This window comes from Streptomyces sp. NBC_01446, assembly GCF_026340095.1.
Taxonomy (GTDB): Bacteria; Actinomycetota; Actinomycetes; order Streptomycetales; family Streptomycetaceae; genus Streptomyces; species Streptomyces aureus.
On sequence record NZ_JAPEPO010000001.1, the window covers coordinates 4,327,344 to 4,342,808 of the forward strand.

General features: G+C 71.9%; 13 protein-coding genes. 2 read left to right on the forward strand and 11 right to left on the reverse strand.

What is annotated here, in order from left to right:
• Window positions 1-120: 120 nt before the first annotated feature.
• The 8 genes from OG456_RS19440 to mshD all read right to left on the reverse strand — a co-directional run bounded on the left by OG456_RS19440 (window position 121) and on the right by mshD (window position 8,443).
• Window positions 121-543 carry an NUDIX hydrolase gene (locus tag OG456_RS19440; protein WP_266562674.1) on the reverse strand — a complete coding sequence of 141 codons (423 nt, stop codon included), beginning with the start codon at window positions 541-543 and terminating at the stop codon, window positions 121-123.
• Entirely contained in the window at window positions 540-1,607 is a 1,068-nt protein-coding gene (locus OG456_RS19445) for a CHAD domain-containing protein (protein ID WP_266562676.1), read from the reverse strand. The genes OG456_RS19440 and OG456_RS19445 overlap by 4 nt, the downstream gene beginning before the upstream one ends.
• Entirely contained in the window at window positions 1,588-3,837 is a 2,250-nt protein-coding gene (locus OG456_RS19450; protein ID WP_266562678.1) for an RNA degradosome polyphosphate kinase, read from the reverse strand. The genes OG456_RS19445 and OG456_RS19450 overlap by 20 nt, the downstream gene beginning before the upstream one ends.
• Before the next feature lie 267 nt (window positions 3,838-4,104).
• Window positions 4,105-5,070 (reverse strand): ABC transporter permease, encoded by a 966-nt coding sequence (locus OG456_RS19455; RefSeq protein WP_266562680.1) that lies wholly within the window; start codon window positions 5,068-5,070, stop codon window positions 4,105-4,107.
• Entirely contained in the window at window positions 5,067-6,095 is a 1,029-nt protein-coding gene (locus OG456_RS19460; protein WP_266562682.1) for a hypothetical protein, read from the reverse strand. The genes OG456_RS19455 and OG456_RS19460 overlap by 4 nt, the downstream gene beginning before the upstream one ends.
• Window positions 6,092-7,012, reverse strand: a complete 921-nt coding sequence (locus OG456_RS19465) for an ABC transporter ATP-binding protein (RefSeq protein WP_266562684.1) — start codon at window positions 7,010-7,012, stop codon at window positions 6,092-6,094. Before OG456_RS19465 ends, OG456_RS19460 begins: the two co-directional genes overlap by 4 nt.
• Window positions 7,009-7,395, reverse strand: a complete 387-nt coding sequence (locus tag OG456_RS19470; protein WP_266569342.1) for a GntR family transcriptional regulator — start codon at window positions 7,393-7,395, stop codon at window positions 7,009-7,011. The genes OG456_RS19465 and OG456_RS19470 overlap by 4 nt, the downstream gene beginning before the upstream one ends.
• A gap of 115 nt (window positions 7,396-7,510) precedes the next feature.
• Window positions 7,511-8,443 carry a mycothiol synthase gene (mshD, locus tag OG456_RS19475; protein WP_266562686.1) on the reverse strand — a complete coding sequence of 311 codons (933 nt, stop codon included), beginning with the start codon at window positions 8,441-8,443 and terminating at the stop codon, window positions 7,511-7,513.
• A 173-nt stretch (window positions 8,444-8,616) separates the two neighbouring features.
• Between mshD and OG456_RS19480 the strand changes: the two genes are divergently transcribed.
• Both OG456_RS19480 and OG456_RS19485 read left to right on the forward strand, forming a co-directional pair.
• Window positions 8,617-10,428 carry a bifunctional UDP-sugar hydrolase/5'-nucleotidase gene (locus tag OG456_RS19480; RefSeq protein WP_266562688.1) on the forward strand — a complete coding sequence of 604 codons (1,812 nt, stop codon included), beginning with the start codon at window positions 8,617-8,619 and terminating at the stop codon, window positions 10,426-10,428.
• Between the two features lie 90 nt (window positions 10,429-10,518).
• Window positions 10,519-11,784 carry a DUF2993 domain-containing protein gene (locus tag OG456_RS19485; RefSeq protein ID WP_266562690.1) on the forward strand — a complete coding sequence of 422 codons (1,266 nt, stop codon included), beginning with the start codon at window positions 10,519-10,521 and terminating at the stop codon, window positions 11,782-11,784.
• 6 nt (window positions 11,785-11,790) lie between these two features.
• Here the strand turns inward: OG456_RS19485 and OG456_RS19490 are convergent, their stop codons facing one another.
• From OG456_RS19490 to OG456_RS19500, 3 genes are all read right to left on the reverse strand, one after another.
• A complete protein-coding gene (locus tag OG456_RS19490) occupies window positions 11,791-13,233 on the reverse strand; it encodes a HAMP domain-containing sensor histidine kinase (RefSeq protein ID WP_266562692.1) in 1,443 nt (480 codons plus the stop codon).
• Window positions 13,230-13,964, reverse strand: coding sequence for a response regulator transcription factor (locus OG456_RS19495; protein WP_266562694.1), 735 nt, complete (start codon window positions 13,962-13,964; stop codon window positions 13,230-13,232). Before OG456_RS19495 ends, OG456_RS19490 begins: the two co-directional genes overlap by 4 nt.
• A 101-nt stretch (window positions 13,965-14,065) precedes the next feature.
• Entirely contained in the window at window positions 14,066-15,166 is a 1,101-nt protein-coding gene (locus tag OG456_RS19500; RefSeq protein WP_266562696.1) for a S1C family serine protease, read from the reverse strand.
• Between the last annotated feature and the right edge of the window lie 299 nt (window positions 15,167-15,465).

Below are 15,465 nucleotides of genomic sequence, written 5' to 3' on the forward strand. Positions count from 1 at the left end.
CGAAATTAGGCAGGACAGGTGAAGCGACCGATGGGCATGAGTGAACGGAGGGTGAACCTCGGCGGTCGGTGCGGTGAGGTACTGTGTGACGTTTTGTGATGACGCAGGCACACGCTGCGACTATGCCAGGTGGAGGGCGCTCAGCAGCGCGTCGACGAGCGTCTTGTCCCGGGGCTGGGTCAGGCGGTGGCGGGCGGCCGTCGGGGAGAGCCAGGCGACGCGGTCGACCTCGCGGTTCGGCGTGAATCCGCCGTCCGTCGCCTCGGCGGCCCAGTAGTCGACGCGCTTGGGGCGGCCGCCCGCGACGTAGCGGGTGGTGGGGAGGCGGGCGCCGGGAGCGCACCGGAAGCCGGTCTCCTCCTCGACCTCGCGCAGCGCGGCCGCGAGGGCCTCCTCGCCGCGCTTCAGCTTGCCCTTGGGGTGTGACCAGTCGTCGTACTTGGGCCGGTGCACGAGGCAGATCTCAAGGTGGTCGTCGTACGGGGAGCGGCGCCACAGGACACAGCCGGCGGCGCGGATGACGTCGTTGTCGCCGTTGCTCATGTGGTGGGGACCGACTCCTTCAGCCAGGCCCGCTGGAACGCGAAACGGGCCGCTTCCACGTCGTGGCGCTGGTCGGCGTGCAGGACGCCGAGCGCGTAGGCCGTCGCCGGGGCGATGCGCGGGGTGCGGGCCGCGTGGGCGGCGGCGGCCGCGGCCTCGGCGGCGTCCCGGTGCCGGTCCAGCGCGGCGGCCGCCTCGGTCTCCGCGTCGGCCGGCCCGCCACCGGTACCGGGTCCGCACGGCACGACCTCCTGGGCGTAGCGGTGCAGCCGCAGCAGGAGGCGTACGTGGTGCCAGGGGGCGTCCTGGGACGGGGGCGCCGTGTCGGCGGTGAGGCCCTGGACGAGGGCCTCCGCGTTGTAGGGGTGGCCCGCCCGGTGGAGGGGCAGCGCGGCGACGGCCTCGGCGAGGCGGGACCCGGCGGAGGCGGCCAGCGCGTCGAGGTCGGCCGTGGTGGCGCGCAGCGGGACCTCGCTGGCGAGCACGGCGACGTTGTCCGCGACCGCGTGGAAGCGGGACGAGCCGAGTGCCTGCAGAGCCGTGGAGTGGGCTCTGGTCCGGGCGAGGGTGAGCTGGCGCTCGAGCAGGGCGCCCGCCTTCGCCGCGCCCACGGTCAGATTCCCCGACGCCGTGTTCTCGGTCCGCGACAGCTGGGCCGTGCCCACCCGCCCGGGGGGAGCCGCGGGGGTCTGGGCCGGTACCGCGTGGGCGCCGGAGAGCCGGTGCAGTGCCGACAGCAGCCGCTCCAGGCGGCCCGCGTACGCGTGCTCCTGCGCCAACGTGCCCGAGAGCCAGGCCAGTTCGGGGCGCAGGGCGTCGGACCACTCGGGGTCGAGCAGAGGACGGAACGTGTGCAGGGTGCCGCTGACGCGGCGGGCCGAGCGGCGCAGGGCGCGCGCCGCTCCGGCCGCCTCCTCGGCGGTTCCCCCGGGCGCGGAGCCACCGCTCTCGCGGTGCTGCCGCAGGGAGCGCAGGAACTCCGTGGCCTGCTCGCGCAGATAGGCCGCGACGACCTCGCCCGCGGAACCCTCCGCTCCCGATGTCTCAAGGTGTTGCTTTGCCACGCCGGCGCCTCCGGGCGTCTATGAGCATCTCCTGTACGTTCCGCAGGGGCCGGCCCTCCGCGTCCTTGGCGTGCCGGACCCAGTTGCCGTCCGGTCCCAGGTGCCAGGAGGCGGTGGTGTCGGACATCCCCGTCTCCAGGAGCCGGTTCAGGGCGCCGCGGTGAGCCGGGTCGGAGACCCTGACCAGGGCCTCGATGCGGCGGTCGAGGTTGCGGTGCATCATGTCCGCGCTGCCGAACCAGACCTCGGGCTCGCCGCCGTTGCCGAAGGCGAAGACCCGGGAGTGCTCCAGGAAGCGGCCGAGCACGGACCGTACGCGGATGTTCTCCGACAGGCCCGCGACGCCGGGCCGCACGGCGCAGATCCCGCGGACCCACACGTCGACGGGCACACCGGCCTGCGCCGCCCGGTACATCGCGTCGATGACGGCCTCGTCGACCATCGAGTTGACCTTGAAGCGGACGTAGGCGGGGCGGCCGGCGCGGTGGTGCTGGACCTCGTTGTTGATCCTCGAGATGAGGCCGTCGCGCAGGGACTTGGGGGCGACGAGGAGGCGGCGGTACGTCTCGCGGCGCGAGTAGCCCGACAGCCGGTTGAAGAGGTCGGAGAGGTCGGCGCCCACCTGCGAGTCGGCGGTGAGCAGGCCCAGGTCCTCGTAGAGGCGGGCCGTCTTCGGGTGGTAGTTGCCCGTGCCGACGTGGCAGTAGCGGCGCAGCGTGTCGCCCTCCTGGCGCACGACGAGTGACAGCTTGCAGTGCGTCTTCAGGCCGACGAGGCCGTAGACGACATGGCAGCCGGCCTCCTCCAGCTTGCGCGCCCACTTGATGTTGGCCTGCTCGTCGAAGCGGGCCTTGATCTCGACGAGGACGAGGACCTGCTTGCCGGACTCCGCGGCGTCTATCAGCGCGTCGACGATCGGCGAGTCGCCCGAGGTCCGGTACAGCGTCTGCTTGATCGCGAGGACGTCCGGGTCCGAGGCGGCCTGCTCCAGGAACGCCTGCACGGACGTGGAGAACGAGTCGTACGGGTGGTGGAGCAGAACGTCCCGCTCGCGGAGGGCGGCGAAGATGTCGGGCGCGGACGCGGACTCGACCTCGGCCAGGTCGCGGTGGGTGCCCGCGATGAACTTGGGGTACTTCAGCTCGGGCCGGTCGAGGCTCGAGATGCCGAAGAGGCCCGTGAGGTCCAGGGGGCCCGGCAGCGGGTACACCTCGGACTCGCTGATCTTCAGCTCGCGCACGAGGAGGTCGAGGACGTACCGGTCGATGGTCTCCTCGACCTCGAGCCGCACTGGCGGGCCGAAGCGGCGCCGCATGAGCTCCTTCTCCAGCGCCTTGAGGAGGTTCTCCGTGTCGTCCTCCTCGACCTCCAGGTCCTCGTTCCGGGTCAGCCGGAACATGTGGTGCTCCAGGACCTCCATGCCGGGGAACAGCTCGCCCAGGTGCTTGGGTGCCGAGATGACGTCCTCGATGGGGACGTAGCGCTGCGGCGAGGCCTCCAGGAAGCGGGAGAGCAGCGGCGGCACCTTGACGCGCGCGAAGTGGCGGTGTCCGGAGACCGGGTTGCGCACGACGACGGCGAGGTTCAGGGACAGGCCGGAGATGTAGGGGAAGGGGTGCGCGGGGTCCACGGCCAGCGGCGTGAGCACCGGGAAGATCTGCTGCTTGAACAGCGTGAAGAGCCGGGACTGCTCCTTGTCGGTGAGCTCCTCCCAGCGCACCACGTGGATGCCCTCGTCGGCGAGCGCCGGGGCGACGTCCTCCTGGTAGCAGGCGGCGTGCCGCGCCATGAGTTCGCGCGAGCGGTTCCAGATCAGTTCGAGGACTTCGCGGGGCTGGAGCCCTGAGGCCGAACGGGTGGCGACGCCGGTCGCGATACGGCGCTTGAGGCCGGCCACGCGGACCATGAAGAACTCGTCCAGGTTGGACGCGAAGATCGCCAGGAAGTTCGCCCGTTCCAGGAGCGGGGTGTCGGGGTCCTCGGCCAGTTCGAGCACGCGCTCGTTGAACGCGAGCCAGCTGCGCTCGCGGTCGAGGAAGCGGCCCTGGGGCAGCTCGGCGCTGTAGTCCTCGAACTCGTCGGGGTCGGCGTCGATGTCGGCCGTGAGCTCGGGGAGCTCGGGTTCGAAGTCACCGCCTGCGACCGTGTGCGGGCGGTGCGCGGCTATCGAGCCGACGGACGGCTGCGCTTTCCGGTCGGAGGCCTGGTCCTGGGCGTTCTGCTGGCTCATGGACCCATTCTTCCGCGCCCGGACCACGATGGGCGCGTCGGAGAGCGCGGGCGTGAGGCGGAGTCTCCCGTTCGGGGAGTGCTCCGCCGGGGCCCCGGTGGGGTCGGGCGCGGCGGGCTGCATTCTGAGAGGGTGGCAAGCCCGTCTGAATGGTTGGTTACGGCGACATGACGTGCGGGGCATGGCGGGGCGTCCCCGGGGCGTCCGAGGGACGCCCCGGCGCCCGGCGTCGGCCGGATCCGCCCGGCATGATCCGGACGAGAGGCCCTAGATCCGCTGGTTCCTGCGCAGGAGGGCGAAGACCGCCGTCACCGCGAGCGCCGTCAGGGCGAGGAGGATGCCGGTTTCGACGAGCTGCAGCGGCCAGAAGTGGGAGGCCGGCTGGAACTCGCGGTAGAAGCCCGTGATGTCGTGCTGGGCCAGGCAGCTCTTGTCACTGACGCACAGGGGGTCGGCGATGCGGGCGCCGCTCGCGGTGACCGCTCCCTCGTCGAGGAAGAGGCCGGTGAAGCCCCGGTAGCCCTGGTGGATGTCGCCCGTGACGGTGGAGGTGGTCCAGAGGTGGCCGCGGAGCTCGCCGAGCGCGGTGATCACGATGCCGGTGAGGGCGAGCGAGACGCAGATCGACGAGATCACGCGCCGGGAGATGAACGCCACCAGCGCGCCGAGGGACAGGCCGAGGAGCGGGAGCGCGACGGCGGTCGGGCCGAGGGAGCCGTAGACGCCGTAGGTGAACCACTGGTTGTCGGGGAGGCCGCTCGCCCCCGAGGCGACCAGGCGGCGCAGCGCCACGAGGATGCCGGTGCCCACGACGAGGAACGCGGCGGGCGCGGCGAGCTTCGCCGCCAGCCAGCGGGCCGGGGGGACGGACTGCGTCCAGGCGAGGGCGGCCGTGCCGCGCTCCAGCTCGCGGCCGATGAGCGTTCCGCCCGCGAAGGCGGCGGCGATCGCGGGCACGATCGTGATCAGGCTCGTGCTGAGCCCGAGCAGGTGGGTGTACGTGCCCGCGCCCGGCCCCGTGGCGGTGCAGGCGTTCACGACGCCCGCGACGCACTTGCCGGTGATGTGCCACCCGGAGCTGCCCGGTCCCCACAGCCACAGCAGCAGGGCCCCGGTCAGTGCGACGTACGCGACCCACACCCACAGAGCGAGCCGGTGCAGCCGCAGGACCGTCCAGGTCAGCCCGGTCGAGGGGGAGAAGGGGGAGAAGGGGGAGAAGACGGCGGTGCTCATGCTGCGGTCTCCTTCTTCGGCTCGGGCGTGTTCTTCGGCCGGCGCGTGCGCGGCTGGTACCTGCGCAGGACGAGGAACGCGCCGACGACGGCGAGCGCGGTCAGGGCGAGCAGGATGCCCGTCTCCGTGAGCTGTCGGGGCCAGTAGTCGGGGGAGTGGAGGTAGGTGCGGGTGAAGCCGGTGATGTCGTGCCGGTCGAGGCACTTCTGGCTCAGATAGCAGCCGGGGTCGGGGACCTTGGCGCCCGAGGACGTGATCGCCTTGCTGTACACGGGCAGTTCGGGCTGGAGGCGTGAGAACGGCGAGTGCTGGAACGGCCAGTTGTTGCCGCGCATCGCACTGGCCAGGAACTGCACGAGTCCGGCGGCCACGAGGGCGGGCAGCGTGCGGCGCAGGACCAGGGCGGCCAGTACGCCGACCGCGAGGCCGAACAGGGCGGTCGCGACGGTGGCGGGGCCTATGGAGAAGGAGAACGAGCGGGGGCCGATGCCCGCCACGAGCAGGTGGTTGTGCGCGTTCCACACGAGGCGGTACAGGACGACGATCAGGCCCGTGCCGACGGTGACGAGCACCGCGGGCACGGCCAGCTTCGCGGCCAGCCAGCGGGCGGGCGACACGGACTGGGTCCACGCCAGTTGGGCGGTCCCCAGCTCCAGTTCGCGCGCGGTGAGCGGTCCCGCCGCGAACACGGCGATGGCGCACGAGGCGATGCCGATCAGCGTGGACGGCTCGTAGAAGAGCGAGTCGAACGAGCCGCCGACGAGGACGATCGGGGCCCGCCCCTGGAACGCGTTGTCCTGCGCCCCGGCGTAGCCGAACGTGTCGAACGCCTTCTGTGCCGCGTTCGCGCCGGGGCCCCACAGCCACAGGAGCAGGCCGACGGTGAGGGCGACGTAGGCGGTCCACACCCACAGCGCCGTGCGGTGCAGGCGCAGCACGGTCCGGACGAGGCCGTCGGGGCCGGGCAGGCTGCGCCGGGCGGGGCTCTGGGCGGGGCGCTCAAGCGTCGGGGTCGTGGAGGTCATGCCGTCACCGCCACGGCGGACGCGGTCGTGCCCGGGGTGATCAGGGCCGGGGCGCCGGGGTTGCGCAGATGGGCGAGGATCAGCTCCTCCATGGACGGCTCCTGTGCCTCCCAGGCGCTGTCGAGCGGTCCGTCGCGGCGGATCAGGGCGGTCAGTCCGCGGCCGGCGGGGCGGGACTCGACCACGGTGTGCGGGGCGAGGTCGGCGGCCGTGCCGCGCCCGGTGACCAGGCTGTGCGCGGCCGTCAGGTCGTCGATGCCGCCGCCGAGCCGGATGCGGCCGGCTCCCAGGAGCAGCAAGTGGTCGCAGGCGTCCGCCAGTTCGGCGACGATGTGCGACGACATCAGGACGGTGGTGCCGTGTTCGGCGGCGTCCGCCATCAGTGTGCCCATCAGCTCGTGGCGGGCCAGCGGGTCGAGGTCCGCCATCGGCTCGTCGAGGAGCATCAGCTGGGGGCGCTTGCCGAGCGCGAGGGCGAGCGCGACGCGGGTGCGCTGTCCGCCGGAGAGCGAGCGGACCCGGGCCCTGGGGTCGAGGTCGCCCTGCTCGACGATCCGGTCGGCGTACGCGGCGTCCCAGTGGCCCGGGTTCAGCTCGGCGCCCATGCGCAGGGTGTCCGCGATGGAGAGCTGCGGGTACAGCGGCTTGTCCTGCGAGAGGTAGGCGACACGGTCGCGGTGCGCGCCGGGGGCGGCGCCGAGGACGGTGAGGTGTCCGGAGGTGGGGCGCAGGAGCCCGGCGGCGATCGCGAGGAGGGTCGACTTTCCCGCCCCGTTGGGCCCGACCAGGGCACTGATCCGCCCGGCGGGCAGGCGGAAGGAGCACTGGTCGAGCGCGGCCTGGCCGTGGCGGCCGTAGCGCTTGTCGAGCCCTGTCGCCTCGATGGCGACGGCCGGGGTGGTGCTGGTGGAACTCACTGATCCCCCTTCGGGAAGTTTTCGTCCAGTACGGCGCCGAACAGGGCGGCCGCGTCCTCGCGGTCGAGGCCCGCGGCGCGGGCCCGCCTGGCCCAGTCCGCGAGTTCGGCCCGCAGCGGCGAGTCGGCCGGGGCCGCGCCGAGCGTCCTGCGGACGAAGGTGCCGAGACCTCTGCGGGCCTCGACCAGTCCCTCGCGCTCCAGTTCGCGGTACGCCTTGAGCACGGTGTTCGGGTTGATCGCGGTGGCTTCGACGACCTCGCGGGCCGTGGGCAGCTTGTCGCCGGGCTCCAGCAGGCCGAGGCGCAGGGCCTGCTGGGTCTGCTGGACGATCTGGAGGTAGGTGGCGACGCCGCTGCGCCGGTCGATCCGGTACTCGACCACGTTCCTCAACACCACCCTTTCACTAATCAAGTAGTGAAAGGGTGGTGCAAGGGAGGGGCAGTGTCAAGTGACGACTGCCCCTCGGTGCCTGCCGGCCGCTTTCCGCTCCCGCGGACTACGACTCCGTGCGGTACATCAGGTCCGTCTCGTGGGTGACGAAGCCCAGGCGCTCGTAGACCGTGACCGCGGGCTTGTTGTCGGCGTCCACGTAGAGCATCGCCGTCGGCAGACCCGACCTCTCCAGATGCCGCAGGCCCACCGCGGTGAGCGCCTTGCCGAGGCCGCCGCCCTGGCTGCCCGGCGCGACCCCGACGACGTACACCTCGCCGAGCTGTTCCTCGGCGTGGACCTTCGTCCAGTGGAAGCCGACGACCTCGCCGTCGGCCTCCCGGACGGCGAGGAAGAAGCCGGCCGGGTCGAACCACGGCTCGGCCTTGCGGTCGTCCAGGTCGCGCTGGGTCAGCGCGCCCTGCTCGGGGTGGTGGGCGAACGCCGCCGCGTTCACCGCGAGCCAGGCCGCGTCGTCCTCGCCGGGCACGAAGGTGCGGATGGCGACGCCCTCGGGCAGCACCGGCTCGGCGAGCGCGGGGCCCTCGGCCAACGGGCGCCGCATCTGGCGCAGTTCGCGGAACAGGGTCAGGCCGAGGACCTGCGAGAGGTGCCGGGCAGCCGAGTGGCCGCCGTGCGCCCAGACGCGCAGCCGCTTGCCGGAAGCGCCGAGCAGCGCCGAGCCGAGCGCCCGCCCGTGCCCGTGCCCGCGGTGTGCGGGGTGCACGACGAGCTCGGCGGCCGGCGCCTCGATCGGGTCGGTGTCTTCCAGCTGGCCGTACCCGATCAGCTCGCCGTCGACGGTCAGCAGGAAGTGGCGCACGGCTTCCCTGGGGCCGCCGCGCAGCTGCAGCCTGCCCTGCTCCGACACCGCCTGCTGCCCGTCGGTACGGGCGGCGTCCGAGAGGATCTCCAGGACGGCTTCCGCCTGGTCGGGAGTGAGGGCGGTGAGCGTCTCGATCTGGCGGTCGGGGGTGGTGGGCACGGCATCGCTGGTCATGGACAAGAGGGTACGGCGACGGGCCCGCGCCGGGCTTGCTGCCGGGTGATGGCAATCAGCTCGTAACCGGCAAACACCTGTCGTGCTACGCGCGTTGACCCTAGGCTGCCGACTTGGTCACGACACACCGCAGGCACTTCCGTCTCACAGCACCCACACAGGGGGACGTACCCATGACTCCGCTGACACCGCACAGGACCAGACGCCGCGTCGCGTCGCGGATACTCGCCGCGGCCGCCGGGTTCGCCACCGTCGGCGCGCTCGTCGCGGCGCTGCCCGCGAACGCCACGCAGGACCGGCACCACGGGGGCAAGGGCGGCCGCACGGTCGACGTGCAGCTGCTCTCCTTCAACGACTTCCACGGCAACCTGGAGCCCCCGGCCGGCTCGTCGGGCCAGGTCACGGAGAACCTGCCGGACGGCACCACGAGGAAGGTCGACGCGGGCGGCGTCGAGTACCTCGCCACGTCCCTGCGGACCGCCAGGAAGAGCCACCCGTACAGCGTCACCGCCGCGGCCGGCGACCTGATCGGGGCCAGCCCGCTGCTGTCGGGGCTCTTCCACGACGAGCCCACCGTCGAGGCGATGAACAAGCTCGACCTCGACGTCACGAGCGTCGGCAACCACGAGTTCGACGAGGGCGCCACGGAGCTGGCGCGCATGCAGAACGGCGGCTGTCACCCCAAGGACGGCTGTTTCGAGGACGGCAAGAAGTTCAAGGGCGCCGACTACCCCTACCTCGCCGCGAACGTGACGAACGAGAAGACCGGCAAGCCGATCCTCGCCCCCTACTGGGTGTGGAAGCACAACGGCGTGAAGATCGGGTTCATCGGCGTGACCCTTGAGGGCACCCCCGACATCGTCTCCGCGGACGGCGTCAAGGGCCTGAAGTTCCACGACGAGATCGAGACCGTCAACAAGTACGCCAAGATCCTCGACAAGCAGGGCGTGAAGTCGATCGTCACGCTCATCCACGAGGGCGGCGTGCCGGCCTCCGGCTCGTACAACTACGACTGCGACTCCCCGAGCGGCGGCGCCGGCATCTCGGGCCCGATCGTCGACATCGCGAAGGGCATCTCGCCGAAGGTCGACGCCCTGGTCACCGGGCACACGCACAACGCGTACGTCTGCACGATCCCCGACCCGTCCGGCAAGCCCCGCATGGTCACTTCGGCGTCCTCGTACGGGAAGCTCTACACGGACACGACGCTGACGTACGACCGCCGCACCAAGGACATCGTGCGCACGTCGGTGAAGTCGGCCAACCACGTGGTGAGCCGCACGCAGCCGAAGGCCGCGGACATGACCGCGCTCATCGGCCGCTGGAACAAGCTCGCCGCGCCCGTCGCGAACCAGCCCGTCGGGTACATCTCGGCGGACATCCCGGGCCGCGGCGCCGCTTCGCCGGAGGAACCGCTCGGGGATCTGATCGCGGACGCGCAGCTCGCGCACGCCAAGACCCTCGACCCGAAGACCTCGCTGGCCCTGATGAACCCCGGCGGCGTGCGCTCCGACCTCGTGTACAAGGCGAGCGGCAGCGAGGGCGACGGCGTCGTCACCTACGGCGAGGGCTTCACCGTGCAGCCCTTCAGCAACACCGTGAACCTGGCCGACCTGACCGGCGCGCAGGTCATCACCGCGCTCCAGCAGCAGGTCAGCGGTTCCAACGAGGCCTCGCCGAAGATCCTCCAGCCGTCGGCGGGCCTGACGTACACGCTCGACATGACGAAGACGGGTGCGGCCCGGGTCGTCGTCGACTCCATCAGGCTGAACGGCGCCGCGATCGACCCGGCGGCGACGTACCGCGTCGCGATGAACTCGTTCCTCGCGGGCGGCGGCGACGGCTTCGCGGCGCTCGGCCAGGGCAAGAACCCGCTGGTCGGCAGCGACGACCTGAAGGCGTTCAACGACTACCTGACGGCCAACTCGTCGGCCACGTCACCGATCGCGCCCCCGAAGGCGGACCGGATCACGATCGTGAAGTGACGTATCGCACGGCCGGGTTGGGGGCCTAAACCGTCCCTTACTGGGAGTAATGCTTAGCGGTGGGGTCGGGACGTGTGGTGAAATCTCACGATGCGTTCCCCCCACCGCATAGCCACGTTCACGTCCGAGTCCGCCGAACTGTCTGATGTACGTACGGAGGGATCCGTTCCATCGGGCACTGCGCCGCACAACCCGTACGACGAGCTGGGCGCCCTCGCGGACAATCCGCTCGACGAGTTCCTGCACGAAGAAGACCCCGAGGCGGGGCCGGACGACCAGCCCTGGGCCAGGCCCAACCACCGCCGCGGCAGCCGCCGCCGCAACCGGTTCGCCGGGCTGCCCCTCGCCACGAAGGCCGTCGTCGGGATCCTCGTCCTCGCCGCCTTCGTCACCCTCGCGGACCGCTGGGCCCTCCTCTACGCCGAGCACCGCGCCGCGGACCGGCTCAAGGACCAGCTGCACCTGAGCGCCGCGCCCGAGGTCGACATCGAGGGCTTCCCGTTCCTCACGCAGCTCGCCGACCGGCGCCTGGACGAGGTGAAGGTCACCGTCCCCGACGTCGCCGCGAGCCGCGTCTCCCTCGCCAAGGTCTCCGCGACCGTCCGCGACGTACGCATCGACGGCGACGGGCCCACCGATGTGCGCGGCGCCCGCATCGGCGGCATGACCGGCGAGGTCCTGCTCACCTTCGACGACCTGAACCGTGAACTCGGCGCCTCCCAGGTCACGTTCAGCGGACAGGGCCGCGACCGGGTCCTCGCGCGCGGCACGCTGCCCGTCGCCGGACACGACCTGAAGGTGCGCGCCGACGCCACGATCCGGCGCATCGGCGACACCGGCATCGCCACCGACATCGGCGGCATGCGGCTCGACATCGGCGACCTCGCCACGTACCGGCCCGGCACGCGTCCCTCCGAGGGCCTGCACCTGAGCCGCCGCTCCGTGGCGCGCCTCGCGACCGAGACCGCGAAGGCGAAGGCCCTGCTGTCCGTGCCGTCCCTCGTGCACCGGCTCGGCGTGCCCGACTCGGCCGTGCGCGCGGCGCTGCGCAGCGACCGGCGCCTGAGCGACCTCACCGGATCGCCGCGCTTCGTGCACCAGCTGATGTCCCTGAACCTGGTCGACCTCGCGCTCGCGCACCCGGCGCTCCTGAAGAAGTTCGGCCTCGACCCGGCGCTGCTCCAGGGCCTCACCCGGCTCACCCGCCCGGAACTCGCCGACCGCCTCTCGCTGGCGTTCCGGCTGCCGAAACTGCCGGGCGCGGGCACGGGCGACGTCCGGCTGAGTGACGTGCGGGTCGAGAAGGACGGGATCCGGGTCGGCCTGACGGGGGAGGGCCTCGGCTTCGGTCAGTAGGCCGTCCTAGGCCCCTTCGGGGGCCTCCGGCGGAGGCGTGGGCGCGCCCGGCAGCTGCACCGTCGCGACCGTGCCGCCGCCCTCCGCGGCCCCGAGCTCGACGGTGCCGCCGTAGCTCTCCACCGTGCGGGCCACGATCGACAGGCCGAGGCCCGAGCCCGGCAGCGCCCGCGCCTTCGGCGAACGCCAGAACCGGTCGAAGACGTACGGGAGTTCATCGTCCGGAATGCCGGGACCGTGATCGCGCACGGTCAGCCGGCCGCGCATGAGGTGGACCTCGACGGTGCCTTCCGGCGGGCTGAACTTGACGGCGTTGTCGAGCAGATTGACGATCGCGCGCTCCAGGGCGGCGGGCTCGGCCCGTACGTACCAGGGGGCGAGCTCGGACGTGATCGTCAGCTCGGGTCCGCGCAACCGGGCCCGCTCGATCGCGGTGCGGACCGTGTCGTGCAGCGAGACGACCTTGAGAGGGCCGTCCCCGCCGGCCAGCCCCGTACGGGACAACACCTGCAAGTCCCCGATGAGTGCGGCCAGTTCGGTCATCTGGGCCTTGAGTGAGGCCATCAGCGCCTTGCGGTCGTCCGGCGGGATCGCGCGTCCGGTCTCCTCGCTGCGGGTGAGCAGCTCGATGTTGGTGCGCATGGAGGTGAGCGGGGTGCGCAGCTCGTGCCCGGCGTCGGCGATGAGCTGCTGCTGGAGGTCACGCGACGAGGCGAGGGAGGCGGTCATGGAGTTGAAGGACGCGGAGAGGCGTGCGATCTCGTCGTCGCCCTCGACGGGGATGCGGACGGTGAGGTCTTCGGTACGGGCCACGTGTTCGACGGTGTCGGTGAGTTCGTCGACGGGGCGGAGTCCGGACCGGGCGACCCACAGGCCGGCGGCGCCGGCGCCGACGACTCCGATTCCGGAGACGAGGAGGAGGACCAGGGCGAGTTCGTTGAGCGTGGACCGGGTGTCCTCGAGGGGGAGGGCGACGAGAAGTGCCGTTCCGGCGAGCACCGGCTGACCGGGGCCGCCGAGCACGACGGGGACGGTCACCACCCGGACGGGCTTTCCGTCGGCGTCCGTGCCGTTGCGGTAGGTCTCGACGCCCGGGTTGGGGTCTCGGGCCACGGACTTGTCGCTGCTGGTCACCTCCACCGTGCCGCTGGAATTGGGGAAGACGCAGGGGGTGCCGTCCGCCTTGATCAGCTGGGCGTAGGACGTGCTTCGCAGGGCGTTCGGGCGTGCGCTGGGCCGTTGACCGCAGTTCTGCAGGAGGCTGGTGACCTCGCCGGCCTGGAGCGTCTTGTCCGTCGAGTGCAGCTGGTCGTCCACCTCCGCGTACAGCTTCCCTCGCACGATCACCCAGCACGTGACCGAGACCGCGGCCACCGCGACGGCCACCGCCACCGCGACGAGCAGCGCGAGCCGTGACCGCAGGGGAAGCGCACGGACCCGCCTGATCACTCCGCGCCCCCGGCCCGCAGCACGTATCCCACACCCCGCACCGTATGAACCAGCCTCGGCTCGCCGCCCGCCTCCGTCTTCCGTCGCAGATACATCACGTACACGTCCAGGGAGTTGGAGCTGGGTTCGAAGTCGAAGCCCCACACCGCCTTGAGGATCTGCTCGCGGGTGAGGACCTGGCGCGGGTGGGCCAGGAACATCTCCAGGAGTGTGAACTCCGTGCGGGTCAGTTCGACGGTGCGCGCGCCGCGCGTGACCTCGCGGGTCGCGAGATCCATCCGCAGGTCCGCGAAGGACAGGACGTCACCCGCGTCGTCCGCCGGGCCCGCCGCGGAGGCGTATGCGCTGCGCCGCAGCAGCGCCCGTACCCGCGCGAACAGTTCGTCCAGTTCGAAGGGCTTGACCAGGTAGTCGTCGGCGCCCGCGTCGAGCCCGGTCACGCGGTCGCCGACGGTGTCGCGGGCCGTGAGCATCAGGATCGGCGTCCTGGAACCGCCGGCCCGCAGCCGCCGGGCGGCCGTGAGGCCGTCCATGCGCGGCATCTGGATGTCGAGGACGACCAGGTCGGGCTGGTACGCGGCCGCCTTGTCGAGCGCGTCCGCGCCGTCGACCGCGACCTCCGTGCCGTACCCCTCGAAGGCGAGGCTGCGCCGCAGCGCCTCGCGGACGGCGGGTTCGTCGTCGACGATGAGAATGCGCTGGGGTTCGCGGTCGCCTTCGGCGGGACTCATGGGCGGGCTTCCTCGGGGGTTTCGGACGGCGGTGGGGGGCCGGTATCAGCCTCGCACGGTGGTGCTACGGGTGCGTGCGGCGCGGCGGTGCGCGGCCGGGGTCAGCCGCCGGAGGTGCCCCCGCTGCGCAGCGAGTCGAGGTCGGCCTTGACGGTGTCTACGGGGATGGCGAAGCCGAGTCCGACGCTGCCCGCGCTCGACGATCCCGACCCGCTGTCCGAACTGGCCGAGTACATCGCGGAGTTGATGCCGATGATGTTGCCGTTCATGTCGATGAGGGCGCCGCCGGAGTTGCCGGGGTTGAGGGACGCGTCGGTCTGGATGGCCTTGTACGTCGTCTTCGACGAGCCCGTGTCGCCGTTGAACTGCTGCCCGCCGAACTCGAACGGCCACCGGCCGTCGCTGCCGTCACCCTGCTGCTGCTGTTCCTCGTCCGTGGAGACGGTGACGTCGCGGTCGAGCGCGGAGACGATGCCGCTGGTGACGGTGCCGGTCAGGCCCTCGGGGGAGCCGATGGCGATGACCTCGTCGCCGACCTTGACGTTGTCGGAGTCGCCGAGGGACGCGGTCTTGAGGCCGGACGCGTTCTTCAGCTTGATGAGGGCGAGGTCCTTCTTGGCGTCGGTGCCGACGACCTCGGCGGTGTAGGTCTTGCCGTCGCTCGTCCGCACCTTGACCGTCGAGGCGCCGGAGACGACGTGGTTGTTGGTGACGATCTCGCCGTCGCTCGTGATGACGACGCCGGAGCCGGTGGAGCTGCCCGCGTTCGAGGTCGCGTTGATCTCCACGATGGCGGGGCTGACGGCCGCGGCGACACCGGAGACGGTGCCCTTCTGGCTGGTGGGCACGACGGCCGTGCCGGCGGAGGCGGACGTGGACTGCTTGCCGGTCAGCTCCTGGAAGGCGTAGGCGGTGCCGCCGCCGACGGCCGCGGCGGCGATGGCGACCGCGGCGAGCAGACCGAGCGGACCCCTGACCCGCCGCCGGCGTGCGGACGGGGCGGCGGGCGGCGCGGGGGAGCCCTCCGGCGTGGGAGCGGGCCACATCGCCGACCCTGGGGCGGCGTTCACCGGCTGCGGCGGGTCGTAGGCGGGCGGGGGCGGAAAGGCGCCGCCCGCCCCGGGGGTCCCCGGATACGAGGACTGCGAGTGCTGCTGCTGGCCCTGGGGGTACTCGCCGCTTCGGCGGAAGCTCTCGGTCATGGCAGCAAGCCTGAACCGCGTTCATGAGAGCCGCCTGAGCGTGCCCTGAGAGTCCCGCGAGAACCCTGTTTGCCCGAAATAAAGGCGCCCCGGAAAACGGCGGGTTGACTGAGGGTGAGGTGCGGGAGGGCGCCGGAACAACTCTCACCTGCCTGCTGTGAAGGCCGTGTGTCGAGGAGCCCGTGGGATCTACGATCCGTGCGCCGGAGGGGGGTCTGCGGTGGTGCCTGGGTCCGAGCCCGAATCTGATGTCTTGTCCGCTCGGTGTCCGGTACCTGCCGTGATGCGCGCCGTATGCC

What these genes read in the sequence shown, in the direction of transcription:
- OG456_RS19440 (WP_266562674.1), bottom strand. Translation starts at nt 543, where the DNA reads ATGAGCAACGGCGACAACGACGTCATCCGCGCCGCCGGCTGTGTCCTG.
- OG456_RS19450 (WP_266562678.1), bottom strand. Translation starts at nt 3,837, where the DNA reads ATGAGCCAGCAGAACGCCCAGGACCAGGCCTCCGACCGGAAAGCGCAG.
- OG456_RS19455 (WP_266562680.1), bottom strand. Translation starts at nt 5,070, where the DNA reads ATGAGCACCGCCGTCTTCTCCCCCTTCTCCCCCTTCTCCCCCTCGACC.
- OG456_RS19460 (WP_266562682.1), bottom strand. Translation starts at nt 6,095, where the DNA reads ATGACCTCCACGACCCCGACGCTTGAGCGCCCCGCCCAGAGCCCCGCC.
- mshD (WP_266562686.1), bottom strand. Translation starts at nt 8,443, where the DNA reads ATGACCAGCGATGCCGTGCCCACCACCCCCGACCGCCAGATCGAGACG.
- OG456_RS19480 (WP_266562688.1), top strand. Translation starts at nt 8,617, where the DNA reads ATGACTCCGCTGACACCGCACAGGACCAGACGCCGCGTCGCGTCGCGG.
- OG456_RS19485 (WP_266562690.1), top strand. Translation starts at nt 10,519, where the DNA reads ATGCGTTCCCCCCACCGCATAGCCACGTTCACGTCCGAGTCCGCCGAA.
- OG456_RS19495 (WP_266562694.1), bottom strand. Translation starts at nt 13,964, where the DNA reads ATGAGTCCCGCCGAAGGCGACCGCGAACCCCAGCGCATTCTCATCGTC.
- OG456_RS19500 (WP_266562696.1), bottom strand. Translation starts at nt 15,166, where the DNA reads ATGACCGAGAGCTTCCGCCGAAGCGGCGAGTACCCCCAGGGCCAGCAG.